The 22230-nt window shown below is 73.7% G+C and carries 24 protein-coding genes; 15 read left to right on the top strand and 9 right to left on the bottom strand.

The genetic code is table 11. From position 1 onward, the window contains the following. Positions 1–111: 111 nt before the first annotated feature. The gene (locus ACZ5GH_RS36190; protein WP_464336488.1) at positions 112–804 is read left to right on the top strand and encodes a S1 family peptidase; all 693 of its coding nucleotides are present in this window, start codon (positions 112–114) and stop codon (positions 802–804) included. Positions 805–864: 60 nt separating this feature from the next. Here the strand turns inward: ACZ5GH_RS36190 and ACZ5GH_RS36185 are convergent, their stop codons facing one another. Both ACZ5GH_RS36185 and ACZ5GH_RS36180 read right to left on the bottom strand, forming a co-directional pair. Then, complete coding sequence (locus ACZ5GH_RS36185) at positions 865–1068, bottom strand: DUF397 domain-containing protein (protein ID WP_387754241.1); 204 nt, start codon at positions 1066–1068, stop codon at positions 865–867. Next, positions 1058–1927, bottom strand: a complete 870-nt coding sequence (locus ACZ5GH_RS36180) for a helix-turn-helix domain-containing protein (protein ID WP_387754238.1) — start codon at positions 1925–1927, stop codon at positions 1058–1060. Before ACZ5GH_RS36180 ends, ACZ5GH_RS36185 begins: the two co-directional genes overlap by 11 nt. Positions 1928–2174: 247 nt before the next feature. Here ACZ5GH_RS36180 and ACZ5GH_RS36175 point away from each other — a divergent pair, with 247 nt between their 5' ends. The 4 genes from ACZ5GH_RS36175 (at position 2175) to ACZ5GH_RS36160 (ending at position 4657) form a co-directional block, all read left to right on the top strand. Continuing rightward, a complete protein-coding gene (locus ACZ5GH_RS36175; RefSeq protein WP_464336487.1) occupies positions 2175–2579 on the top strand; it encodes an ATP-binding protein in 405 nt (134 codons plus the stop codon). Then, a complete protein-coding gene (locus ACZ5GH_RS36170; RefSeq protein WP_464336486.1) occupies positions 2576–2842 on the top strand; it encodes a hypothetical protein in 267 nt (88 codons plus the stop codon). The genes ACZ5GH_RS36175 and ACZ5GH_RS36170 overlap by 4 nt, the downstream gene beginning before the upstream one ends. Positions 2843–2986: 144 nt before the next feature. Further along, the gene (locus ACZ5GH_RS36165) at positions 2987–4009 is read left to right on the top strand and encodes a DUF5937 family protein (RefSeq protein WP_464336485.1); all 1023 of its coding nucleotides are present in this window, start codon (positions 2987–2989) and stop codon (positions 4007–4009) included. A 267-nt stretch (positions 4010–4276) separates the two neighbouring features. Beyond that, positions 4277–4657 (top strand): SH3 domain-containing protein, encoded by a 381-nt coding sequence (locus tag ACZ5GH_RS36160; protein ID WP_387754228.1) that lies wholly within the window; start codon positions 4277–4279, stop codon positions 4655–4657. A gap of 110 nt (positions 4658–4767) precedes the next feature. On the opposite strand, the gene ACZ5GH_RS36155 is transcribed toward ACZ5GH_RS36160, so the two are convergent. After that, on the bottom strand, positions 4768–5751 hold the full coding sequence (locus ACZ5GH_RS36155) for a helix-turn-helix transcriptional regulator (RefSeq protein ID WP_464336484.1): 984 nt from the start codon (positions 5749–5751) through the stop codon (positions 4768–4770). A 177-nt stretch (positions 5752–5928) separates the two neighbouring features. Here ACZ5GH_RS36155 and ACZ5GH_RS36150 point away from each other — a divergent pair, with 177 nt between their 5' ends. The 3 genes from ACZ5GH_RS36150 (at position 5929) to ACZ5GH_RS36140 (ending at position 9285) form a co-directional block, all read left to right on the top strand. Next, a complete protein-coding gene (locus ACZ5GH_RS36150; protein ID WP_464336483.1) occupies positions 5929–7071 on the top strand; it encodes an alpha/beta hydrolase in 1143 nt (380 codons plus the stop codon). 56 nt (positions 7072–7127) lie between these two features. Then, a complete protein-coding gene (locus tag ACZ5GH_RS36145; protein ID WP_387754219.1) occupies positions 7128–8249 on the top strand; it encodes an RICIN domain-containing protein in 1122 nt (373 codons plus the stop codon). A gap of 490 nt (positions 8250–8739) precedes the next feature. Further along, positions 8740–9285 (top strand): ricin-type beta-trefoil lectin domain protein, encoded by a 546-nt coding sequence (locus ACZ5GH_RS36140; RefSeq protein ID WP_464336482.1) that lies wholly within the window; start codon positions 8740–8742, stop codon positions 9283–9285. A gap of 178 nt (positions 9286–9463) precedes the next feature. On the opposite strand, the gene ACZ5GH_RS36135 is transcribed toward ACZ5GH_RS36140, so the two are convergent. Beyond that, positions 9464–9859 carry a hypothetical protein gene (locus tag ACZ5GH_RS36135; RefSeq protein WP_464336481.1) on the bottom strand — a complete coding sequence of 132 codons (396 nt, stop codon included), beginning with the start codon at positions 9857–9859 and terminating at the stop codon, positions 9464–9466. Between the two features lie 4 nt (positions 9860–9863). After that, entirely contained in the window at positions 9864–10385 is a 522-nt protein-coding gene (locus ACZ5GH_RS36130) for a peptidylprolyl isomerase (protein ID WP_387754212.1), read from the bottom strand. Positions 10386–10547: 162 nt separating this feature from the next. Here ACZ5GH_RS36130 and ACZ5GH_RS36125 point away from each other — a divergent pair, with 162 nt between their 5' ends. Next, positions 10548–10763 (top strand): hypothetical protein, encoded by a 216-nt coding sequence (locus ACZ5GH_RS36125; RefSeq protein WP_464336480.1) that lies wholly within the window; start codon positions 10548–10550, stop codon positions 10761–10763. Positions 10764–10869: 106 nt separating this feature from the next. Here the strand turns inward: ACZ5GH_RS36125 and ACZ5GH_RS36120 are convergent, their stop codons facing one another. Continuing rightward, positions 10870–12549 (bottom strand): ALF repeat-containing protein, encoded by a 1680-nt coding sequence (locus tag ACZ5GH_RS36120; RefSeq protein WP_464336479.1) that lies wholly within the window; start codon positions 12547–12549, stop codon positions 10870–10872. A 195-nt stretch (positions 12550–12744) separates the two neighbouring features. Here ACZ5GH_RS36120 and ACZ5GH_RS36115 point away from each other — a divergent pair, with 195 nt between their 5' ends. The 3 genes from ACZ5GH_RS36115 to ACZ5GH_RS36105 all read left to right on the top strand — a co-directional run bounded on the left by ACZ5GH_RS36115 (position 12745) and on the right by ACZ5GH_RS36105 (position 16035). Further along, entirely contained in the window at positions 12745–13689 is a 945-nt protein-coding gene (locus ACZ5GH_RS36115) for an NAD-dependent epimerase/dehydratase family protein (protein ID WP_464336478.1), read from the top strand. Positions 13690–13830: 141 nt separating this feature from the next. Beyond that, the gene (locus tag ACZ5GH_RS36110; RefSeq protein WP_464336477.1) at positions 13831–14775 is read left to right on the top strand and encodes a hypothetical protein; all 945 of its coding nucleotides are present in this window, start codon (positions 13831–13833) and stop codon (positions 14773–14775) included. A gap of 183 nt (positions 14776–14958) precedes the next feature. After that, entirely contained in the window at positions 14959–16035 is a 1077-nt protein-coding gene (locus tag ACZ5GH_RS36105; protein WP_464336476.1) for a helix-turn-helix transcriptional regulator, read from the top strand. A 290-nt stretch (positions 16036–16325) separates the two neighbouring features. On the opposite strand, the gene ACZ5GH_RS36100 is transcribed toward ACZ5GH_RS36105, so the two are convergent. After that, on the bottom strand, positions 16326–17381 hold the full coding sequence (locus ACZ5GH_RS36100) for an SMP-30/gluconolactonase/LRE family protein (RefSeq protein ID WP_464336475.1): 1056 nt from the start codon (positions 17379–17381) through the stop codon (positions 16326–16328). A 135-nt stretch (positions 17382–17516) separates the two neighbouring features. Next, positions 17517–18374, bottom strand: coding sequence for an SDR family oxidoreductase (locus ACZ5GH_RS36095; protein WP_464336474.1), 858 nt, complete (start codon positions 18372–18374; stop codon positions 17517–17519). Between the two features lie 132 nt (positions 18375–18506). On the opposite strand from ACZ5GH_RS36095, the gene ACZ5GH_RS36090 reads away from it, so the two are divergent. The 3 genes from ACZ5GH_RS36090 (at position 18507) to ACZ5GH_RS36080 (ending at position 21309) form a co-directional block, all read left to right on the top strand. Continuing rightward, a complete protein-coding gene (locus ACZ5GH_RS36090) occupies positions 18507–18911 on the top strand; it encodes a winged helix-turn-helix transcriptional regulator (protein ID WP_464336473.1) in 405 nt (134 codons plus the stop codon). A gap of 45 nt (positions 18912–18956) precedes the next feature. Then, on the top strand, positions 18957–19439 hold the full coding sequence (locus ACZ5GH_RS36085) for a hypothetical protein (protein WP_464336472.1): 483 nt from the start codon (positions 18957–18959) through the stop codon (positions 19437–19439). A 79-nt stretch (positions 19440–19518) separates the two neighbouring features. Then, on the top strand, positions 19519–21309 hold the full coding sequence (locus ACZ5GH_RS36080; protein ID WP_464336471.1) for a glycoside hydrolase family 35 protein: 1791 nt from the start codon (positions 19519–19521) through the stop codon (positions 21307–21309). 45 nt (positions 21310–21354) lie between these two features. Here ACZ5GH_RS36080 and ACZ5GH_RS36075 read toward each other — a convergent pair whose 3' ends face one another. Then, positions 21355–22164: a DUF4253 domain-containing protein gene (locus ACZ5GH_RS36075; RefSeq protein ID WP_464336470.1), complete on the bottom strand. Its 810-nt coding sequence runs from the start codon at positions 22162–22164 to the stop codon at positions 21355–21357. Positions 22165–22230 lie beyond the last annotated feature (66 nt).

Below are 22230 nucleotides of genomic sequence, written 5' to 3'. Positions count from 1 at the left end.
GGGCATCCTGATCGTCGGGAGACAAGGACGAGCCGATGTCTTTCAAACGTCAAGGAACTCTCGGGAATTCGTTGCGGCTGCTGGTCGCGGGGCGGCCTGGTCAGCGCCGGGATGGCGGGCCTCGCACCGTCCCCGGCCCAGGCGATAACCGGTGGCAACGCGGTCACCGACAGTTCCTTCAACTTCGTCGCCAAGGTCTCCTACGTCGGGGGGACCTACTGCACCGGGACCCTCATCCGAGCCGACTGGGTGCTCACAGCGGCACACTGCGTGGGTGGTGTCACCAATCCCGGTGACATGAGCGTGCGGGTCGGCACCAATATGAACGACACGGGCGGGCAGGTCAGGAAGGCCGTCGCGCTCTACTCCTACCCGGGGTACAGCGGCGGGCACAACGACATCGCCCTGCTGAAGCTCAGCTCCCCGGTGACTGGCGTCGCGCCGATCAGCCTGGCCGATCCCGGCCAGAGCTTCCGGTGGGACGGCCAGCAGGGCGGTCCGTTCACGCAGTACGACGACGGCCTCATCGCGGGCTGGGGGCAGAACGGGTCCGGACAGCGTCCCGATCGGCTGCAGTTCAAGGGCGTGTCCATCAAGCCGGCCGAGAACGACGCCGCGGGGCTGAAGTCGATCCCGACCACCGGCGGCCCCTGCCCGGGCGACAGCGGAGGCCCGCTGATGGTGAGCATCGGCGGCCAGCTGTTCCAGGTCGGCGTCATGAAGGGCCAGAACTGCTCGACGGCCGCGAACTACAGCGAGGTGGGGGCCGGTTATCTGCGGGACTGGATCCTGAGCCACCTCTGAGACGGCTCGCCCGAACCGGGCGGCCCCGCGGCGTCCGCGGGCCCGCCCGGTGAAGGCAGGTCAGGAGCCGGCCGCGAAGTCGCCCGCCTGGACACCGGCGACGAAGGACCGCCACGCCTCGGGCGAAAAGGCGAGGGCCGGGCCATCAGGGTCCTTGCTGTCCCGAACGGGAATGGAGCCCGGAAGCCCACTGGCGACCTCGATGCAGTTGCCACCTTCGCCGCCGCTGTAGCTACTCTTGCGCCATTCCAGGTCAGCAGTCATTGCGATAGTTCTCCTTCAGTAGCCGAATCATCCAGGTAGCGGACTCCTGCGGGCTCATCGCCATCTCGGTCAGCCGGTCGAAAACGAACTCGTGCCGCGCAATATCAGCTTCCCTCTCCAGATAGAGGCTGCTGGTCAGCGCCTCGACATAGACAAGCTGGCCAGGCACGTCCGAGAACGAGAGGATGTGGAACGGCATGCTCATCGCGGCGTGCGCGCCAGCGCTGAGCGGCAGCACCCTAACGGAGAGATTCGGCTGCTCAACAAGCTTCAGTAGATGCAGGACTTGTTCACGCATCACATCAGGGCCGCCGATGGGCCGGCTCAGCGCCGCTTCGTTGAGCACCGCCTGGATGACGGGTGGGTCCGTCCGATGGAGGACTTCCTGCCGTTGCATTCTGAGTTGCGACCGTCGATCGACAGTGCCCTCTATGTCGCCGCCTTGCCCTTCCAAGGACGCGCGGAATACTGCGCGGGAGTAGGCGGGGATCTGAAACAGCCCCGGAATCAACTCCGTTTCGTAGGAGCGGATCCGCGCGGCGTCGGCCTCAAGTCCCACGTACGTCTGGAACCAGTCCGGCAACGTGTCCGCGTAGTCGTGCCACCATCCGCGCTGCGTGCTGCGGCGGGTCAGCGAGATGAACTGCCTCAACTCGGCGTCGTCACTGACGCCGTACAGTTCGAGCATCGCACGGACGTCTGATTCCTTCAGGGTTGTCTGGCCTGACTCGATCCGCGACACCTTGGTTGCACTGAACCCGAGCTCATCCGCGACGGACTTGGCCTGACGCCCGGTCCGTTCGCGCAATCGTCGCAGCTCGGAGCCGAGCCTACGGCGCAGCACGGTTGGACTGTCCACGCTCGTCGCTCCCTCTTGGTTGACATCGAGTCACAGTCTGCCACCTCCCCCGATGATCACAAGCATCTTGCGATGCAACGCAATTGCGCGGGAGTGCGCTTGCGCAATCGAGCCATCGCGGAGCATGCTACAGCCAGTAGTCCTTCGGATTGCCTGAGTAACCACGACCGTCTACCGCCGGGCATCCCCATGCCTCCGCCCGGCTTCCACATGGCTTCAAACCCCGTCCCTGGAAGGTGCCTTCGCCATGTCCTGCCACTCCTCCACCACCTGGCTGCCGCGCAGCCGCCGCGCGCCCGGCGAGGGGCGCCTCCACCTCTGCGAGCTCCTCTCCTCCGCCCCCGCCGGGGCGCGCTTCCTCGACTCGGGGCTCCTGATCGTCTCGGAGCTCGTCACCAACGCCCTCGTGCACGGCACGCCGCCGGGGCACCTCATCCACCTCGCCCTCGACCTCTCCCTCGCCCCCTCCCCCGTCCGCCTGCGGATCGAGGTGCACGACGCCCGGCGGGACCGCGAGCCCGTCCTGCGTGCGCTGACCCTCGACGGGGAGGCCGGGCGCGGCCTGTACCTCGTCAAGTCCCTCTCCGCCCGCACCGGTTGTTCCCCCCGCGAGCACACCGGCAAGATCGTCTGGTCGGAGCTGACGGCGTGAGGGCCGACCACGACGTCGTCATCGAGGTCCCGGGACTGCGCCCGCCCGCCGTCCACACCCTCAACGCCGACACCCTCGAACGGATCTGGGCCTCGGTCCGCCACCTGCCGATGTCCCGCTTCGAGCACCACGTCCTGGAGCGCCGCCTCACCGGCCCCTGCGCCCAGCGGGACGTCATCCGCGACCTCGCCGACCACCCCGTCCTCACCCTCCCCGTCGGCGACCGCGAGATCCGCATCAGCTGGGCGAACCCGGCCTGCTGAACGGGCAGTTCCGGCGCCGGGACCGCCTTCCCCGCCGGTCCCGCTGGCCCACGACCCCGCTCTGGACGAGGATGGCCGTCGAGAGCGGGAGGACCGGCAGCAGCACCGGCAGCAGCCGGTCGGGCTTCGTGGGAGGGCGACGACGTGCCGTTACGCATTCACTTCACCGTGGAGGACCTCGCGCGGACCCGCATCGCCGACAGACCCGCGCCCTGCCTCGAACTGACCACCGCGGCCCGGCAACTCCAGGAACGCACCCAGCCGGTGCGGCTCGGGGCCTGGCGCCACCGCACCCTCACCTCCCTGCACCCCGCCTCGCGCATGGTCCTCGCGCTCATGCCCCCGCGCGGGCCGATCACCGGGTTCCTGAGCGGCGCGAACGCCGCCACCCCCGTCGAGCTGATCGAACAGGTCCGTTCCACCCCCCGCACCCGCCTACGGGCCAGCCTGGAGCACACGGCCCAGGCCCACCCGCTGCCCTCCTGGGCCCACCGCCTGCCCGACGACCCACTGCTGCTACGGAAGTTGTGCGACAGCCTGGAGCACCTGGCCGGCCACGCCCTCCTCCCGCACTGGCGGGAGGTCCAGGCCATGACGGCGGCCGACGCCGCGGTGCGGTCGCGCCAACTGCTCGGCGGCGGCATCGAGGCCGTCCTCGCACACGTCAACCCGCGGCGCATCCGCTGGCGGGCGCCCGTGCTGGAGGTCGCGATGGCCTCCGGTCTGGACGCCGACGTGCACCTGGCCGGACAGGGCATGCTGCTGCAGCCGTCGGTGTTCGCCGTCGAGGCCCCGGTCGTCGACCTCGACGCGGCGCCGCAACCCGTCCTCAGCTACCCGGTGGCCCGCCTCCAGGAGGCCGCGGCCACACCGCTGTTCACGGCCCTGCCGCCCGGCGCCCACCGGGCCGGCCCGACCCCCGACGCCGTCGGGTCCGTACTGGGCCACACCCGGGCCGCGGTGCTCAGCACCATCGCCCGCCACCCGGGCTGCTCGACCCGGCAGCTCGCCGCGCTCGTCGGCATCGCCACGGCCAGCGCCAGCGAGCACGCCACGACGCTGCGCAACGCGGGCCTGATCGACACCCACCGGGACCGCCGCACGACCGCCCACGTCGCCACCCCCACCGGCCTGGCGGTGCTCGACGCGCCCTCCGGACGGCCCTGACCGAACGGGCACCGACCGAAGACCGGCAGACGAAGTCCGGTGGAGGACCCGTCAGCGGCAACCGTCCGCATCGCCCTTGTTCGGGCCAGACCGAATCACGTTGGGCGGCGCCCGAGCCACCGTGCAGCCTGAAGGCGGCCGCCGGGCCCCGAGGGTCCACGTCGGACCCGTCGGCCCCGCGGCACGTCCCCACCGCGAACCGGCGGCCGTCCCGCGCACCCGCGAGGGTCACGGTCACGGTTGCGAGAGCGAGAGAGAGGCAAGCACATGTCGATCAGGAAGAGCGCGGCCCTGCTGGCCGCCGCCGTGGTCGCCGGCACGGCGCTCGGGCTGGCTCCGACGGTGGCCACCGCCGGGACCACCGGGCAGAGCGGCCTGCTCAGCTGCACGCACGCGTGGTCGAACCAGGACCCCGACGGCAGCAACCCGAAGACCATCACCCGCAGCGGCGTGAACGTCCGCTCGGGCCCGCACACGACGTGCGGCATCGTGGGCTCGCTCAACCCCGGTGACCAGGTCTTCTACCACTGCTACACCACCACGCAGAACGACGGGACGTGGACCCACCTGCGCAAGAGCGGCACCTCGATGGACGGCTGGGTGAAGGACACCCTGCTCCCGGACGGCGGCAGCGTGTACCCGTGCTGACGTGAACCGAGGCGCCGCGTGAGCGCCCGGGGCCCCGGCGAACCGGGCCCCGGGCGCTCACACGACCGGCGCTTCGAGCGCACCCCCCGCCGTCACAGCCACCCCCGCCGTCACAGCCACCCCCGCCGCGCCGCCTGCACACCCGCCTGGAAGCGGGTGGTGGCGCCCAGGTGCGCCAGCAGCGTCGACACCCGGCGCACCACGGTGCGCCGGCCCAGGCCCAGCCGGCGGGCGATGGCGTCGTCGGTGGCGCCGCCGGCCATCAACGTGAGGATCCGCCGGTCGCGTTCGTCGATGCGCAGGTCGCCCTCGGCCATGGACGCGGGCACCGCCAGGCGCCACAGCGTCTCGAAGACCGCGCTCAGGGCGTTCAGCAGGCCCGAGGGCCGGATCAGCAGCGAGACGACGCCGGGGCGGTCGTCGGCGGGCACGGTGACGATGCCCAGCTCGTCGTCCCCGATGGCGAGTTTGAGCGGCGGCTCGTCCAACGTCCGCGCCTGCTCCCCCGCCTCGATCATCCGGGCCATGTTGGGCCCCACCACCGGGTGCTGGAACGCGCAGCCCTGGTAGATCACCCGGTAGACGACGCCCGCGGCCATCCGGCGGCGCTGCAGCACCTCCTGGTCGAGGTAGTGGGCCGGGCTGCCGGAGTAGGGCGGCACGTCGATGACCCGCAGCTGGTGGCGGGCGGCGAGCTGCAGGCGCCGGCTGGCGGCCAGCACCTCGGCCGGGTCCTCGACCACCTCCAGCGCCCCGTAGCTGCCGGTGTCGCGGCGGGCGAAGCGGTAAAGGCGTTCCAGTTCGGCGCCGGCCCGGCGGGCGGTGGCCTGGCGCAGCGCGTCGTGCTGCAGCACCGCCTCGACGACCCGGGCAGGCGGCAGTGCCTCCCAGGCGTGGTTGCGGTCGTCGGCGCTGTCGGTGGTGTCGAAGGCCACGGCGACGCCCTCGTCGGCGAGGTCGCGCAGGACGGCGAGGACGGCGTCCTCGTCCAGGCCGCTCTCCCGGGCGAGTTCGGGTACGCGGGCGCGTGGCCGGCCGACCAGGCTGTGGTAGACGCGGCCGCGTTCGGATTCCGGTTCCAGCACGTCGTGCACGACGGCCCCCCAGTCATCGCTTTCCCCCGCCCCGGTGGGGGCCGGGAGAGCCTACCCGCGCGGGCGGCGCACATGCGCCAGTGGCCCAGGTGCGCCGCCGGGGGCTCTGGCGTCGGGGCGGGGCGGCTGGCGAGAGTTGTCGGCGATCAGTCAGATCACTGAAGGCCGAGGACGCCCATGACCCCTGCCCGGCTCCGGCGCGCCCGCGCGGCTCTCGCCGCCCTGGCCGCCTGCCTGCTCCCGCTCGCCGCACCGCCCGTGGCCTCCGCCGCTCCCGGGACCGCCACGCCCGCGGCCGCCGCTGCCGCGGCCGTGCCCGCCGTACGGGCCGGGGCCGACGGGCCGCCGCCGCTGGCGGACGGCTTCGGGCTGACCCAAGTCGGCGCCGCCACCGGCAGCGCCACCAACTTCGTCGTCACCGTCACCACGGCGCAGGTCGCCGGGCCGCACACCATCCGCATCCTGCTGCCCGCCGACTACGCGGCCCAGCCGGACCGGCGCTACCCGGTGCTGTACTTCCTGCACGGCGCCTCGGACAACCCGAGCGACCCGGCCCTGGCCTACCCCGCGCTGACCGCCGCCCAGTCGATGATCACCGTCATCCCGGACGGCGGCCTGCGCGGCTGGTACACCGACTGGCTCGACCAGAACACCGCCGCCGGCGCGCAGAACTGGGAGACCTTCCACCTCCAGCAGGTCCTGCCGTTCGTCGACGCCAACCTGCGCACCCGCACCGACCGCGCCCACCGGGCCGTCGGCGGGCTGTCGATGGGCGGCTTCGGCGCCCTGCACTACGCCCAGGACCGCCCCGACCTGTTCGGCCAGGTCCTGACCATGTCCGGCGCCAACGACCTGTCCGCCGACGAGATGATCATCCGCGGCGCGGTGGTCGCCACCCTGACCAACGTCGGCGCCGTGCTCTGCGGCCCCAGCGACGGCCGCCCCTGCGCGATGGACTTCGGCCCCACCGTCTCCAGCGACGCGATCTTCGGCACCCCGTACCCGGTGTTCAACGCCGACTGGCGCTGGAACGCCGCCGACCCGGTCGCGCGCGCGGCCCGCCTCGCCGACACCGGCATCGCCGTCTACACCGGCAACGGCAACAACAGCCCCGCCGACATGGAGTTCTGGGCCGAGGGCACCGCCAAGCGCCTCAAGCAGCGCCTGGACGCGCTCGGCCTGCCGTACCGCTTCGTCGACTACGGCGACGGCACCGGCTGGGGCGCCGACTGCCACGGCGGCCACACCGCGGGCTGCTGGGCGCAGGACCTCGTGGACTACGTCCCGCGCCTGGAGGCGGCCTTCGCCGCCGCGCCCTGAGCCCGCGCGCACCGCTCCTCTCCCGCAACACCGTTCCCGACGAAAGGACTTCACCCTTGCCCGCCATCACGACCCCCGGCCGTACGGCGTCCTGGCTGCGCCTGTTCGCGGCCTTCCTGGTGACCTGTTGCGCCGCCCTGGGCCTGGCCACCGCGCCCGCCCACGCCGCGTCGGCCACCCCGGCCGCCGCTGCGGCGGCCGCGCCCGCCCCGCTCGCCGCCTGCGCCTCGCCGCAGCAGTGCCTGACCATCAAGTCGCTCAGCAACGGACGCCAACTCGACGTCCAGAACGGCAACATGGGCGACGGCGCCTACATCGTCACCAACTCCGCGCCCGGCTACCACCAGTCCTGGCGGCTGAGCGTCGACCCGGCCGACTCCACCTTCGCCATCGTCAACAACGACACCGGCAAGTGCATCGACCTGGCCTTCTTCACCCCGGCGCTGCGCCAGCAGTCCTGCGCCGGGCAGGCCAGCCAGCGCTGGTACTTCCAGCCGGCGCCCGGCGGCGGCGACTCGTTCATGATCCGCCACAAGGGCGACAACACCTGCCTGGACCTGCTGCTCGGCGGCAACTACGACGACGCCTGGACCGACCAGTACACCTGCAACGGCACCGTCAACCAGCGGTGGTCCACCGGCTTCGAGCAGGCCGCCCGCAACCTGGCCGTCGACCACGGCGCCAAGCAGTGCCAGAAGGACGCCTCCAGCTGCTCCTGGACCACGGTGAGCGAGGCCCCGGCCGCGCCGCTGCCGCGCACCTGCGTCTCCTCCGTCTGGTTCAACAACACCAGCAGCGCCGTGCAGCAGTCCTTCGCGGTCACCGACGAGAGCGGCTGGTCCAACAGCATCGGCGTCGACATGACGTCCTCCATCTCCTCCGGCCTGCCCGAGAACGTCCTGACCGCGACGATCAGCTCCGCACTGCACCTCACCAACGAGTGGCACGGGTCGAGGAGCGTCAACAACAGCGTGACCGTCACCGTCCCGACCCAGCAGTACGGCTGGGTGACGCTCGCCAAGGTCGCCCGCAAGGTCACCGGCACCTGGACCTTCGACGCCCACGGCATCCCGTGGACCGCCGAGGACACCGTCACCGTCCCGCTCAGCTCCGACCCCCTCGCCGGCGCCACCCTCTACATCGCCAACACCAGCGCCACGTTCAGCAGCTGCTCCTGACGTAGCGCCGTCTCACTTCTTCACGGCCGCCGCCCGCACTCCAGCGGGCGGCGGCCGCCGCGTTCCCCGCCCCCGGGAGGAACGGCCCCCGCCCGGGCGGAACGGCCCCGGGGCGCCCTCACCGCGGGCGCGCAGGCCGGCAGCGACAGGGCCGTCCTGCGGCCCCACGCGGCGGCGGACGACCGGCAGTGGTTCGTCCGGCCCGTGGCGCAGCAGTGCCCCCCTGGCAGCCCTTCGACGCCCCCGGCACGCCCGTGACCTGCGCGTTTCAGCGAAGCTGCGGGCGGCCGGACATCTGGCTAGCCTGGTCGGGTGGGCGCGAGGCATCTGCCGTGCCCACCGGGCCCCCCGGGAGCCCGTCAGCCGGGGCGGCGAGCGATCCGACCCCTCGGGCATCCTCCCCCCGGCGCGGACCCGTGGCCCGCCGGGCTCCCGACGCGATCCGCCGGGGAGCCCGCACACCTCTCGGACACCCCACAAGGGACAGCACATGAGAGTGACCAGCACGTCTCCTGCCAAGCGCCTCGCGGTCGCGGCCATCGCCGCCGCACTGCTGGGCGGCACACCCGGTCTGGCCGCGGCGGCCGCCCCGCAGGCGGCACCGCCACCCCAGCAGACCGAGCCCACCTGGCTCCGGTACGAGGTCCAGCCGCCGAACAGCTCCACGAAGGGCATGGACGTCGACAGCGGCGGCAAGGTCGTCATGGCCGAGCGCGAGCAGAACGACGACCACCAGTTCTGGAACCTGAGCGGCACCGCCGGGAAGCAGCTCTTGAAGAACAAGGCGACGGGCACGTGCCTGACCGCGCCGAGCAACGGCGCCAAGGGCCCCGTCACGCTCCAGACCTGCGACGAGAAGAACGTGAACCAGCAGTGGAACAGGCAGTACTGGGATAGGGGCCTGATGACGGTCTCGCTCGCGGCCCACCCCGAGCTCTACCTCACCGGGAGCGCACAGGTCGGCAGCGCGGTCACCGTCGAGAGCTACCACGGGACCTACGTCCAGCACTGGAGCCTGGTGCCCCCGGGGTACTGATCCCCTCGGGCGCCCACCGACCCCGCGGCGGGCCGACCCGCCCCGCCCCACGGCCCTGCCCGGCCCCGTTCGGGCGGGGCCGGGCGCGGTGAGCGGCCGCCGCCCGGCACCGGCGTGCACCGGGTCGCCCGACCGCTGCCGCCGAGGCGGGGCCGGGCGAGAGCTCCCTGACGATACGTCAACTCTCCTGTTGCCTGCTCCCGTTCAGCCGGGTCAGCGCCTCGCGCACCGCCAGGCGGCCGGCGGTGTGGAAGGAGTGCTCGCGCGAGTCCGTCAGGTGCACGACGGTGTGGTGCACCACCAGGGCCAGCGCCACGGGAACGCCGGGCAGCCGCTCGGCCAGTTCCGCGCGCACGCCCTCGGCCAGGGCGGCGTGGAAGCGCTCCAGGTCCCCGGGCTCCGGCCCGCCCTTGACGGTGGCGCCCGGGGCGGACTCGACGTGCAGGCCGTCCTGCCAGGGCTCGAAGTCCACGGTGACGATCGCGAGGTCGCCCGGGCAGCTGGTCTGGTGGATGCAGCTGGCCCGTACGCCGCGGACCGGGCGGGGCGGGAAGGAGTTCCGGGCAGCGGTCACCGGGTCAGGAGTGTTCGATCTCGACGGAGGTGATCACCACGTCCTGGACGGGGCGCTCGTTCTCGGTCGGGGTGGTGGCGATCGCGTCGACGACGGCCTTGGAGGCGGCGTCGGCGACCTGGCCGAAGATGGTGTGCTTGCGGTTGAGGTGGGCGGGGGTGCCGACCGTGATGAAGAACTGCGAACCGTTGGTGCCCGGGCCGGCGTTGGCCATCGCGAGCAGGTAGGGCTTGGTGAAGAACAGCTCCGGGTGGAACTCGTCCGCGAAGGAGTAGCCCGGGCCGCCGGCGCCGGTGCCGGTCGGGTCGCCGCCCTGGATCATGAAGCCCGCGATCACCCGGTGGAAGAGCGTGCCGTCGTAGTACGGGCCCGTGCCCGGCTCGCCGGTGCGCGGGTCGGTGTACTCCCGGGTGCCCTCGGCGAGTTCGGCGAAGTTGCGGACCGTCTTCGGCGCGTGGAACGGGAACAGCTCCAGGCGGATCGGGCCCGCCGTGGTGTGCAGGGTGGCGAACTTGGCAGTGGCCACGGGTGACTCCTCGGGGTACGGCTGACGGGTGGGGCTGCGGGCGGCCGGTGCGGTGACCAGGGCCGTTCGGCTACCGCATCCTGGCACAGCCGCCGCACCCGCGGCCGAACCGGGTGGGAGGATCCGCACGTCACACGTATCAGGACGTCGGGAGAAGGGCGGGTGGCCGTGGTGGTCGGTGCGGTTGTGGTGGGGGTGCTGGTCCTGGTCGTCGCGGGATGCGTCTGCGTGGTGTGGGCCGACCGGGGCGGGCCGCGCTGGACCCGCGCGGTCGCGGCCCTGACCGTCGGCGCCGGGAAGGCGGTGCGCGGCTATCAGCGCGACCGGCCCCGCCAGGGGAGCGGCAACAGCGGGGACGGCGGCGGGGACGGCGACTGAGCTGACCGGGCCGGGCCGGGGCGCGAACGGGCTGGGACGGGCCGGTTCTGGACGCGGCGCGTCCCCGGCCGCCGGGGTGGGCGGCGGCCGGGGACGCGAGGGGGTGTCAGCTCTCGGCGGAGCGGCGGCGGGCGGCCACGACCAGCGCCGCGCCCGCGGCGAGGGCCGCGGCGGCGCCGCCGGCCTCCCAGCCGAGCCCGTCGGTGCCGGTGGCGGCGAGCGTGCCGGAGCCGGTGGTGGTGCCCGTGGTGCCGGTACGGGTGCCGGTGGTGGCCGTACGGGTGCCGGTGGTGGCCGTACGGCTGCCGGTGGTGGTGCCCGTACCGGTGGCGGTGGTGCCGGTGGTGCCGGTGCCGCTGGTGGTCCCGGTGAGGCCGGCGGGCTGGACGGTCTGCGGCTGCTGCCCGGAGCCGCCGGTGCCCGTGCCGGTGCCCGTGCCCGTGCCGGGCTTGGCCGCCGCGGCCTCGTCCTCGGCCTTGGCCTTGGCCCAGCCGTCCTTGAGGAAGGCCAGGATGTCCGCGTAGCTGCCCTCGAAGGCGGCCAGGGCGCCCTTCTTCACGGCCGGGCCGCCGGTCTCGGCGATCTGGGAGACCTTGAGCCGGTTGTCGCTGAAGCGCAGGTTCGGCAGGTCGACCGTCAGGAAGCGCCGCACGTCGGCGGCGGAGCCGTCCAGGGCCTTCTGGGCGGCGGCCGCGGTGTGCGGGCCGGTCGACTTGTCGGCGATGACGCGCAGCACCTCGACCCGGTCGTCCTCGTACTGGGCCTTGAAGAAGCCGGTCTTGAGGAACTCCTCGACGGCCGCGTTCGTGCCGGCGTCCAGGGCCTTGCCGGCCGCCTCGCGCACGGCCCTGCCGCCGGCGTCCATGAGCTGGGCGAGCTTGACCCGGTTGTCGTCGGCGCGCTGCTTGGGCAGCTCGACCTCCAGGAAGTGCCGCAGCTCGGCGGCGCCGCCCTTGAGGGCCTTGCTGGCCGCCTCGCGCACGCCGGGGCCGCTGGCCGGGTCGGCGAGGATGCGCTCGACCTCGGCCCGGTCGTCCTCGGCGCGGGCGGTGTACTGGCCGGTCGTCAGGAAGTCGAGGACGTCCTGGTAGGTGCCGTCCAGGGCCTTGGCGGCGGCCAGGCGCAGCGCCGGTCCCGCGCCCTCGGCCCCGTCCGCGATCCGGGTCAGGCGCAGCAGGTTGTCGGGTCGCTGCTTCTCCGCGAGCTCGACCTCCAGGAAGTGGCGCAGCTCGGCGGCGCCGCCCTTGAGGGCCTGCTCGGCCGCCGCGCGGACCTTGGGGCCGGTCAGCGGGTCGGCGAGGATGCGCTCGATCTCGGCGCGGTCGTCCTGGGCGCGGGCGGTGTACTGGCCGGTCGTCAGGAACGCGGTGATGTCGGCGTCGGTGCCCCGGAGGGCGGCCTTGGCGGCCGCCTTCACGGCCGGGCCGCCCAGGTGGTGGATCTGGGAGGCCCTGACCCGGTTGTCGATCGCCCGCTGCTCGTCGAGTTCGACCTTCAGGAAGTGGCGCAGCTCGGCGGCGCCGCCCTTGAGGGCCTTCTCGGCCGCCTCGCGCACGCCGGGGCCGCTGGCCGGGTCGGCGAGGATGCGCCGGACCTCGGCGCGGTCGCGCTTCTCCTGGCCGTCGCCGTCCTCGGGTGCGGCGTCCTTGACGGAGTCGGAGCCGGTGTCGGGGCCGGAGACGCCGGTCGGCTTCGGGGTGTCGGAGGCCGAGGCCGTGGCGGGGAAGAGGACGGCGGGGGCCAGGACGGCGGCCGCGACGACGGCGGACACCCGGGGCAGCTTCATCGGGAGCAAACCTGCTTCATGTGAAGGGATCATGAACGACCGCCAGCATAGATCCACTTCTACGATTGCCGTACCGGTTGTCCGGCGGCGCCGGCCCACCCCGCCCGCCGGCGGGTTCACTGCCGCCCACCAGCGGTTTTCCCCGTGCTGCGCCCCGTGTCCCGCCCGTCCGGGGGCGCCGCTAGGGTGGGGCGGATGAGCTTCCACCTGGTCGTCGGACACGGGCCCGCCGGGGCCGCCACCGCCCGCCTGCTGGCCGAACAGGGCCACGAGGTCCGGGTCGTCACCCGCACCGGCCGCCCCGCCGAACCGGCCGTCCCCGGCGTCGAGCACCTCGCCCTGGACGCGAGCGACCCCGTAGGGCTGGCGCGGGCCGCCCGCGGTGCCGCCGCCATCCACGGCTGCGCCGCGCCGCCGCTGCCGCGGTGGGCGCGGCTGTGGCCGGCGCTGAGCGCCTCGCTGTGCGCGGCGGCCGAGGAGAGCGGCGCGGTGCTGGTCCTGCTGGGCAACCTGTACGGCTACGGGCCGGTGGCCGCTGCGCTGACCGAGGACCTGCCGCTCGCCGCGACCGGCCCCAAGGGGCGGGTGCGGGCGGCGGCCTGGGAGCAGGCGCGGGCGCTGCACGAGGCCGGGCGGATCCGGGCGGTGGAGGTGCGGGCCTCGGACTTCTTCGGTCCCGGCGTCACCGACGGCGGCCATCTGGCCGCGCGGGTGATGCCGGCTCTGCTGAAGGGCCGGCAGGTCGCGGTGCTCGGCGACCCGGACGCCGCGCACAGCTGGACCTACCTGCCGGACGTGGCCCGGGCGATGGTCGAGATCGCCGGCGAGGAGCGGGCCTGGGGCCGGGCCTGGCACGTGCCCACCGTCGCGCCGATGCCGGTGCGCGGCATGGTCGAGCGGCTGGCCGCCGAGGCCGGCGGCGGGCCGGTCGCGGTGCGCCGTCTGCCCGGGGCCGCGCTGGCCATGGCGGGGCTGTTCTCCCCGTTGCTGCGCGAACTGCGGGAGGTGCGCTACCAGTTCGACCGGCCGTTCACGGTGGACTGCTCGGCGTACGAGGCCGCGTTCGCGGTGCGGGCCACGCCGCTGGAGGAGCAGCTGCGGGCGACGGTCGCCTGGTGGCGCGAGCGCGTGCGGCCGTAGCCGGTCGGGTGGCCGGGTTCGGCCGCGCGGGGGTGCCGGTGGGGTCCTAGGAATCACGGATACCGGCGGTCGACGGGGTGCTGACAGGCTGACGGCGGTCGGCCGACCGCAAACCGTCGTCTCCCCCGATCTGGAGATCCCGTGCGTTCGCTGGTCCGAAGTCTCACCCTCGCGGTCGTGCTCGCCCTGAGCGGTCTGGCGCTGGTGCCCGGCACCGCCTCGGCCGACACCCTGGTGACGGTCCTGTACAACCAGGGGTCCGACCGCTGTCCCGACGGCACCACGTACGGCAAGCCCGACATGCACCCCTGCGCGCCGTCCGACAACCCGGGCAAGTTCGAGTTCCGGGCCGTCCCGGGCCGGCCCGGCTACTTCACCGTGCGCACCGGCGTCGACCCGAACTCGTGCCTGACCAACGGCCCCACCGCCAACCGGTGCTACGTCGACGAGCCGCTCCAGCGCTGGCAGGTCACCCCGTTCAACGCCACCGGTGAGACGGCGAAGTGGGGCCTGGTGGGGGTGCGGCTGAGGAACGAGGGCGGCGGCCAGTGCCTGGACAACCGGAGGAAGAACTTCGGCGGCTGGACGCCCTACATGGTCGACTGCTTCGACAGCCCCTACCAGCAGTGGGACATCGACACGGTCTCCTACGCGGCCATGTTCGGCCCGATCGGCGCCCACAAGGGCATGACCTGGGCGAACCTGGAGCAGCGCGCCGACAACCTGGTGCACGTCGGCTACGACGGGCAGAGCGACCCGTACAACGGCGACACCCCGGCGGGCTTCCAGCTGCCGGTGCTGTGCATCAAGCAGGACGGCCGGCCCGCCCCGGTCGGGATGCCGCCCACGTCCGGCTCCCACGCCTGGGGCGGCGGTGAGCTGAAGGCCACCGCGCCGGTGGCCGGCACCCGGCTGACCGGCCAGGCCGTCGCCGACCAGTTGTGCGCCTCCTCCTTCGGCAGCGGCTTCCGGATGACGGAGTTCCACGACGCCGGGGGCTGGGGCATGTGGGCCAACGGCACCCTGCCGACCGGCACCCGCTTCTGGACGGCCATCAACGACCAGCCGGCCAACCCGTGGAGCTGACCCCGCTGCCCGGGTGACGAGGGGAGCCCGGGACGGGGTGCGGGAACGGGGGAACCAGGGGGACCGGGACGGGGGCGCGGGGGAACCGGGGGGGCTGGGGGCGGGTGCGCCGAGCAGTGGCGCGCCCGCCCCCGCTTCGCCGTTCACCGGACGGCGGGCCCCGGCTTCCGTAGTATTCCGTCCGTGGCCAAACGACGTGACATCGAGCGCGAAATCCTGGGATCCATCCGCGAGTTGTCGGCCTCCCGGTTACCCGCGGCCGAGCTGTTCCGCCAGCTGCACGCCCTGCTGGCGAAGCCGCTCGGCTTCGACGGCGGCTGCTGGCACGGCAACGACCCGGTCACCGGGTTCCCCACCTCCACCGTCGCCGACAACCTCGACTTCGCACAGTTCGAGCAGGCCGTGCAACTGGAGCTCCAGGGCGAGGACACCACCACCTTCGCCGCGATCCGCACCGCCGGCCACCGGGTGCAGACCGTGGACCGGGCCACCGAGGGACGCCCCGAACGCAGCCTGCGCTACCGGGAGTTGCTCCACCCCTGCGGCTACGGCGACGAACTGCGGATCAACTTCGACCTCGGCGGCGGCCGCTGGGGCTGCGCGGCGTTCATGCGCGAACGCGCCCGCGGCCGCTACGACCTGCCCGACCTGCGCCTGGCCGAACGCGTCGCCGCCCCCATCGGCGCCGCGCTGCGCGACAGCCACCTGGCCGCCCTGCGCGGCCCCCGCCCCCGGCCGCCCGTGCCCGCCCCGGCCGTGGCGGTCCTGGACGGCTACGGGCGGCTGCGCTCGGCGGACGCGGCGGCCCGCGAACTGATCGGGCGGATGGCCGAACCCACCGCCCACACCGGCGGGGTGCCCACCGCCTTCCTCACCCCCGCCCGCCAGGCCGCCCGCCGCGGCGCCCCCGTCGAGACGCGGGTGTGCACCCCCGACGGCCAGTGGCTGACCCTGCACGCCTCCCCGCTGGACGGCCGCCGCGGCGGCGTCGCCGTCGTCGCCTCCCCGGTCTCCCCCGTCCAGCGCCTGCCGCTGGCCCTCCTCGCCCACGGCCTGTCCCCGCGCGAACAGCAGGTCGCCCTGCACGCGGTGCGCGGCGCCAGCACCAAGGACATCGCCGCCCGCCTCCACCTGACCGTGCCCACCGTCCAGCAGCACGTCACCGCGATCCTCCACAAGACCGGCACGGGCAGCCGCCGCGAACTCGTCGCCCTCCTGATGGCCGACCACCTCCCCACTCTCGGCCTGCCGCCGACATAGCCGGGGCAGGCCGCCCGGCGGCATCCGGCGGTCACCAGCCCGTCAGAACGGTGATCGTTGCCGGTGGGGCGTGACCGATGTGACGATTCGTCGGTTCGTGATGGAGTGAGCGACAAGCCGTGGATCGTGGACGACGAGCTGTGGGCCCGGTCGAGCCGCTGCTGCCGCCCTGGCCGGAGCGGTCGCCGGGCCCTCGCCCGGTAGATGACCGGCGTTGCCCTGCAGGGCGTCCTGTTCGCGCCCTGCACCGGCAGCCCGCGCCGCGCGCGGCGGGCGTCCCCGACCGGGCCTCAGCGCAGCGGCAGGCTCTCGATGGTGAAGGCCGGGCTGGTCAGCGGTTCGCCGTAGAGGTAGGTGTCCATCTGGGAGTTGGTCACCAGCAGCCGGCCCCCGCTCACGGCGACGCCGGTGGTGGTGTCGGCGCCTGGGAAGGTGCGTTCGGAGACGACGACTGCCCGGGTGCTCCCGGCGGACAGTCGCAGTTCGATGACCTCGTTGTTCACCGAACGCGCGACGTACAGGGTGTTTCCCCGCCGGACGATGCCGTCGGCGCTGGGCAGCGGCGGTGCGTCGATCCTGCGGACACCGCCGGTGGTGAGGTCGAGCCGGTAGAGGGCGCCGCTGTACCAGTAGCCGATGATCAGCGACGTGCCGTCGGGGGCGGTGGCGATGCCGTTGCCGTTGGACTGGCCGGCCACGTAGTCCGGCAGGTGGTAGGCCACCCGCAGGGTCCGGTGGGCGCCGGTGGCGGGGCCGTCCACCTCGGCGGCCGGAATCCGGTAGACCACGGCGCGCAGCGAGTCGGTGATGTAGACGTCGCCGTCGGGGGCCACGGCCGCGTCGTTGACGAGGGTCTGTTCGCCGGTGTCAGGGACGGTGTAGGCCGCGACGAGCCTCCCGGAAGTGCTGTAGACGAAGAAGCGCCCGGTGAACGCGCCGGCGACCAGCAGGCGGTTGCCGGTGATCTTGATGCCGGTGGCCTGGGTGCGGCCGTCCTGGCCGGCCGGCAGGAAGGGTTCGAGCGTGGTCGCCCCGGTGCGTCCCCGGTAGACGGTGCCGTCGCCGATGCTGCCGGCGTAGACGAAGTGGCGGTCGGCCGCCACGCTTTCGGGGAACGCGCGGCTGCCGTCGAGGGTGATCGCCTGGTTGCCGTTCCCGCCCTGGGAGGCGTGGGCGGGGGCGGGGCCACCGGGGGTGGCGGCGGTCGCGGGAAGCGTGAACGCGGTCAGGGCCGCGGAGGTGGCGGTAAGGGTGACGAGCGCGCGCCGCCCCATGATGCGGACGGTCGTACGGGCGGACGCGGCGCGGGTGGACGCGGCGTGCGGGGGAACGGTGCGGGAGGACATGGTCGGCAACTTTCCGGGTGATGGCAGGGTCGTACACGGTCACGGAACGAGGGGGGTGAGCGCCTCGCGGCGGTCCGGGCGCGACGGTCCGGGCGCGGCGGTCCGGGCGCGACGGCCGCGGGGGCGAGCGGACGGTCAGCGCAGCGCGGCGGCGATGGCGTCGGGCAGGGCAGTGGCCGGCCGGCCGATCAGGCGGCTGAGGTCGCCGGATCCCGTGTACAGCTCGCCGCGGCTCATCCCGAGGTCGGCGTCGGCGAGGACGTGCGCCAGTTCGGCGGGCAGGCCGACCCCGGTCAGCGCCTCGGTGAGCCGGTCCGCGGGCAGATCGGTGTAGGCGATCGGCTCCCCGGTGGCCGCCGAGACCGCCTGCGCCAGCTCGGCCAGGGTGAACGCCTCGTCCGCACCCAGCTCGTACACCGCGCCCGCGTGGCCCTCGGTGGTCAGCACGACGGCGGCGGCCTCCGCGTAGTCGGCCCTTGACGCGGCGCTGATCCTGCCCTTGCCCGCGGCTCCGATCACCGTCCCGCGCCGGCGGAACAGGGGCAGTTGGGCGGTGTAGTTCTCCAGGTACCAGCTGTTGCGCAGCAGTGTGCCGGGGACCTCGCGTTCGCGCAGGTACTCCTCGGTGGCGCGGTGGGTGCGGGCCAGGATGCTGGTCGCCGTGTCGGCCTGCGTCATGCTCGTGTACGCCACCAGCGACACGCCGGCCGCCACTGCCGCGTCGACGGCCCGGCGGTGGTTGGCCGACCGCTCATCCACGGTGGTGGTGGACACCAGCAGCAGCCGGTCCGCTCCCCGGAACGCCGCCGCGAGGCTGTCCGGCTCCGCGAAGTCCGCCCGGCGCACCACGACGCCGCGGTGGCCGAGGTCTTCGATGCGTGCGGTGTCCCGTCCGGTCGCGACGATGTCCGCGGCCGGGACTCCGCGCCGCAGCAGCGCCTCGACGGTGAGCCTGCCCAACTGGCCTGAGGCTCCGGTGACGACGATGGACATGAGATCGCCCCTTCCTGCCGCGAACTCTCCTCGCGGCGTGACGAACCCCAGATTGACCTGCTCACTCTCCATCGGTAAGTAGCCACTTGTTGGTAAGGTGACCACCTACGGGAAAGTATCGAGGTGAGTGGAATGGCGACCGCCGAGAATGTGACGGAGCCCATGGCGTCCTGGGACCCGTACACGCGCGGCTGCCCCTCGCGCGACCTGCTCGACCAGATCGGCAGCAAGTGGGCGGTGCTCGTGCTGGGAGAACTCGGCAAGCACGGAGCCTGCCGGTTCACCCGGTTGCGGCAGCGGCTGGCCGGAGTGAGCGAGAAGATGCTGACCCAGACGCTGCGCACGCTCGAACGCGACGGACTGGTCCGGCGGACCGTGTATCCCGAGGTGCCGCCCCGCGTCGAGTACGACCTGACCCCCCTCGGCCAGACCCTGCGGGGACCACTGCGCGTACTCACCCAGTGGTCGGTGGAGCACGTCGACGAAGTCCTCGCCGCACGTCGGGAGTACGACGTCCGCGCCGAGGGCACCGCCTGAGACGGCTCTGAGGCGTTGTCGCAGGTGGGGCCTAGGGTTCGGGGCATGAACGTTCCCGAGGTCATACCGATCCGCCACGAGCCCGGCTACCGCACGGACACCATCGGCCGGTGCGCGGGCGGCCAGTTCCTCGCGTCCGTCACCGCGGCCTTCCCCGAGGGGTGGAGCGGCGACGACTGGCAGCCGCGCAAGCGCTGGTACGCCGTGCTGCACCGGTTCGACGCGACCGGGCGTCACCTGGGCTCGCGCATCGAGTTCACCGGCACGACGGCGGACGGCGAGCGGCAGGCCGTCGCCGCGGCCCAGGTGCTGCTGGCGCAATGGCTGGACGCCCTGCCGGGGCGCCACTACCAGGACATCGTCATCGCGCCCTTCGAGGTGCGCTTCGAGGGCGCCCTGTTCGGCCTGGTCGTGGAGGTGGACGACGAGGACGACGAGGAGCAGGACGAGGAGGACCGCGTCTGGATGGAGCTCTACCCGGACGGCCTGGGCTTCACCGCCCCGTGGGACGGCTGCTACGACACCTGAGCGGCGACAGCCCGCGCGGCCCGTTCCTCGCTAGGCTCGGCGGGGCCAGGGTCTGCGGTGGGAAGGCGGGGTGCGCGCGATGCTCGGGTACGACGCGGACGGGTTCGTCCGGGACGGGGCACCGCACCGGGTGGTGGCCGGGGCGGTGCACTACTTCCGGGTGCACCCGCGGCTGTGGGAGGACCGGCTGCGGCGGGTGCGGGCGCTGGGGGTGAACACCGTGGACACCTACGTCCCCTGGAACTTCCACGAACTGCCCGACCGCACCGTGGACTTCACCGGCTGGCGGGACGTGGGCCGCTTCGTGCGGCTGGCCGGCGCCCTGGGGCTGGACGTGATCCTGCGCCCGGGCCCGTACATCTGCGCGGAGTGGGAGTTCGGCGGGCTGCCCGCCCGGCTGCTCGCGGTGGACGGGCTGCGGCTGCGCTGCGCCGATCCGGCGTACCTGGCGGAGGTGGACGGCTGGTTCGACGCGCTGGCGCCCGAACTGCTGCCGCTGCTGGCGAGCCGGGGCGGGCCGGTGGTGGCGGTGCAGGTGGAGAACGAGTACGGCAGCTACGGCGACGACGCCGCCTACCTCGCCCACCTGCGCGACGGCCTGGTGCGCCGCGGCGTGGACTGCCTGCTGTTCACCACCGACGGCGCCCACGACACCATGCAGCAGGGCGGCGCCATCCCCGGCCACCTCGCCACCGCCACCTTCGGCTCCCGCGCCCCCGAGCGCCTCGCGGTGCTCCGCCGCCACCAAGGCGAAGGCCCGCTGACCGCCATGGAGTTCTGGATCGGCTGGTTCGACCAGTGGGGCCTGCCCCACCACGTCCGCGACCCGAAGGAGACCGCCGCCTGCCTCGACGAGCTGCTCGCCACCGGCGCCTCCGTCAGCCTCTACATGGCGCACGGCGGCACCAGCTTCGGCCTGTGGTCCGGCGCCAACCACTCCGGCGCCCACCCGCTGGACGCCGGCTACGAGCCGACCGTCACCAGCTACGACTACGACGCGCCGATCGGCGAGGCCGGCGAACTGACCGACAAGTTCCACGCCCTGCGCGAGGTCATCGGCCGCTACCTGCCGCTGCCGGACGGCGACCTGCCCGACCCGCCGACCCGCATCGCCCCCCAGCGCCTGGAGCGGGCCGACGGGCGGGCGCCGCTGGCACCGGCCCTGGACGCGCTGTCGCAGCCGCGCCGGCACGCCGCGCCGCTGCCGATGGAGCAGGTCGGGCAGGACCGCGGCCTGATCCACTACCGCACCCGCGTACCCGGCCCGCGCCCCGAACTACCGCTGCGCATCGACGGCTTGGCCGACCGGGCGCAGGTGTTCGCGGACGGCCGCCCGATCGGCACACTGGAGCGCAACTCCCCCGGCGCGACGCTGCCGCTGGCCACCGGGCCCGACGGCGTCGTGCTGGACATCCTGGTGGAGGCGCTGGGCCGGGTGAACTACGGCCCGCAGATGGACGACCGCAAGGGCATCACCCGCGGCGTCTCGCACGGCCACCAGCGGCTCTTCGACTGGCAGATCCGGCCGCTGCCGCTGACCGACCTGTCCGCACTGCGCTTCACGGACGACGCCCACACCCCCGACGGGGAGCCGGCCTTCCACCGCTACACCGCCGAACTGCCCTCCCCCGCCGACGCGTTCGTCGCCCTGCCCGGCTGGGGCCGCGGCCTGCTGTGGCTCAACGGCTTCCTCCTCGGCCGCCACTGCGCCGCCGGCCCCCAGCGCACCCTCTACGCCCCCGCCCCGCTGTGGCACGCCGGCGCCAACGAACTGGTCGTCCTGGAGCTCGAACACCACGGCACGGCGGTGGAGTTGCGCGACGAACCCGACCTCGGGCCGGTCACGGCGGCGCCCAGCTCCGAGTACTGAGGCCCGGGTCCGGGGCCCGGCCGTCCAGGCCCGTTCAGGGCCGGGTCAGTCCCACCAGAAGGACCACTGGTGGGCGCCCACCAGCCCCTCGGCGTACGCGGTGAGGGAGCCGGTGCCCTGGAACACCAGGTCGGGGCAGAAGGCGGTGTGCTCGGCGGCCAGCGGGAGCGCCTCGGCGAGCGTGGCGGGCGGCACGGGGACACTCAACTCCAGGGTGTCGAAGCCGACTTCGACGACCTGGACGCCGAATCGGCGCTCCCAGTCGGCGAGCACGGCGGCGATCTTGCCGGTGCCGGCGTGGTTCGCCGGGCCGCCCCAGCCGCAGACCGTCAACGCCTCGGCGCCGCTGCCGGCCCGCACCAGGCCGAGGCGGGCGCCCTTGAACCGCAGCACCTCGGCCAGCTCCCGGGCCTCGGTGCCGGCGGCGCCGTCGGGGACGCCGGCGGCGGGGGCGAGGCCGGGCCAGGTGCGGCCGTAGGGGGCGAGCGCCTCGTCCAGGACCTCGGCGTCCTCGCCCTCCTCCCCGTCCTCATCCCCGTCGACCTGCTTCCACCAGGTGCGCAGCAGGGCGGCCGGGTCGTAGAGGGAGGGCTCGGCGGCGTCGGTCGGGTACAACTCGCCCGACAGCCAGGGCCGGTAGTCGGGACCGGTGCGGTCCAGCGGGGTGAGCAGCAGCGGCCACAGCCCGCTCTGCGGGTGGGCGCGGTGCAGCTGCCGCCACAGCCCGCCGGGGGCGGGGTCGTCGCTGATCCACAGCAGCGGCTGCCGCCCGTCCTCCTCGGTGGCCAGCCGCCCGGGCGGCAGCTCGACGGGCAGGGCGGCCAGGGCGGCCGCGAGGTCCAGGTACTCGGTCATGCGGCCCACCGTAGGGGCGGCCACCGACAACGAGCAGCGCCCGCCGGGCTCGGCCGCCTCCGCACC

It is taken from the genome of Kitasatospora sp. Xyl93 (assembly GCF_055383135.1).
Note: the sequence above shows the minus strand (reverse complement) of the source record. Positions and strands in the feature narration are given on the sequence as shown.

Bases quoted from the DNA above. Each gene is read 5' to 3' on its own strand.
- ACZ5GH_RS36140 (WP_464336482.1), top strand. From the start codon at position 8,740: ATGAGAGTGACCAGCACGTCTCCTGCCAAGCGCCTCGCGGTCGCGGCC.
- ACZ5GH_RS36095 (WP_464336474.1), bottom strand. From the start codon at position 18,374: ATGTCCATCGTCGTCACCGGAGCCTCAGGCCAGTTGGGCAGGCTCACC.
- ACZ5GH_RS36085 (WP_464336472.1), top strand. From the start codon at position 18,957: ATGAACGTTCCCGAGGTCATACCGATCCGCCACGAGCCCGGCTACCGC.
- ACZ5GH_RS36190 (WP_464336488.1), top strand. From the start codon at position 112: ATGGCGGGCCTCGCACCGTCCCCGGCCCAGGCGATAACCGGTGGCAAC.
- ACZ5GH_RS36080 (WP_464336471.1), top strand. From the start codon at position 19,519: ATGCTCGGGTACGACGCGGACGGGTTCGTCCGGGACGGGGCACCGCAC.
- ACZ5GH_RS36160 (WP_387754228.1), top strand. From the start codon at position 4,277: ATGTCGATCAGGAAGAGCGCGGCCCTGCTGGCCGCCGCCGTGGTCGCC.
- ACZ5GH_RS36175 (WP_464336487.1), top strand. From the start codon at position 2,175: ATGTCCTGCCACTCCTCCACCACCTGGCTGCCGCGCAGCCGCCGCGCG.
- ACZ5GH_RS36185 (WP_387754241.1), bottom strand. From the start codon at position 1,068: ATGACTGCTGACCTGGAATGGCGCAAGAGTAGCTACAGCGGCGGCGAA.
- ACZ5GH_RS36100 (WP_464336475.1), bottom strand. From the start codon at position 17,381: ATGTCCTCCCGCACCGTTCCCCCGCACGCCGCGTCCACCCGCGCCGCG.
- ACZ5GH_RS36120 (WP_464336479.1), bottom strand. From the start codon at position 12,549: ATGAAGCTGCCCCGGGTGTCCGCCGTCGTCGCGGCCGCCGTCCTGGCC.
- ACZ5GH_RS36115 (WP_464336478.1), top strand. From the start codon at position 12,745: ATGAGCTTCCACCTGGTCGTCGGACACGGGCCCGCCGGGGCCGCCACC.
- ACZ5GH_RS36075 (WP_464336470.1), bottom strand. From the start codon at position 22,164: ATGACCGAGTACCTGGACCTCGCGGCCGCCCTGGCCGCCCTGCCCGTC.
- ACZ5GH_RS36090 (WP_464336473.1), top strand. From the start codon at position 18,507: ATGGCGACCGCCGAGAATGTGACGGAGCCCATGGCGTCCTGGGACCCG.
- ACZ5GH_RS36150 (WP_464336483.1), top strand. From the start codon at position 5,929: ATGACCCCTGCCCGGCTCCGGCGCGCCCGCGCGGCTCTCGCCGCCCTG.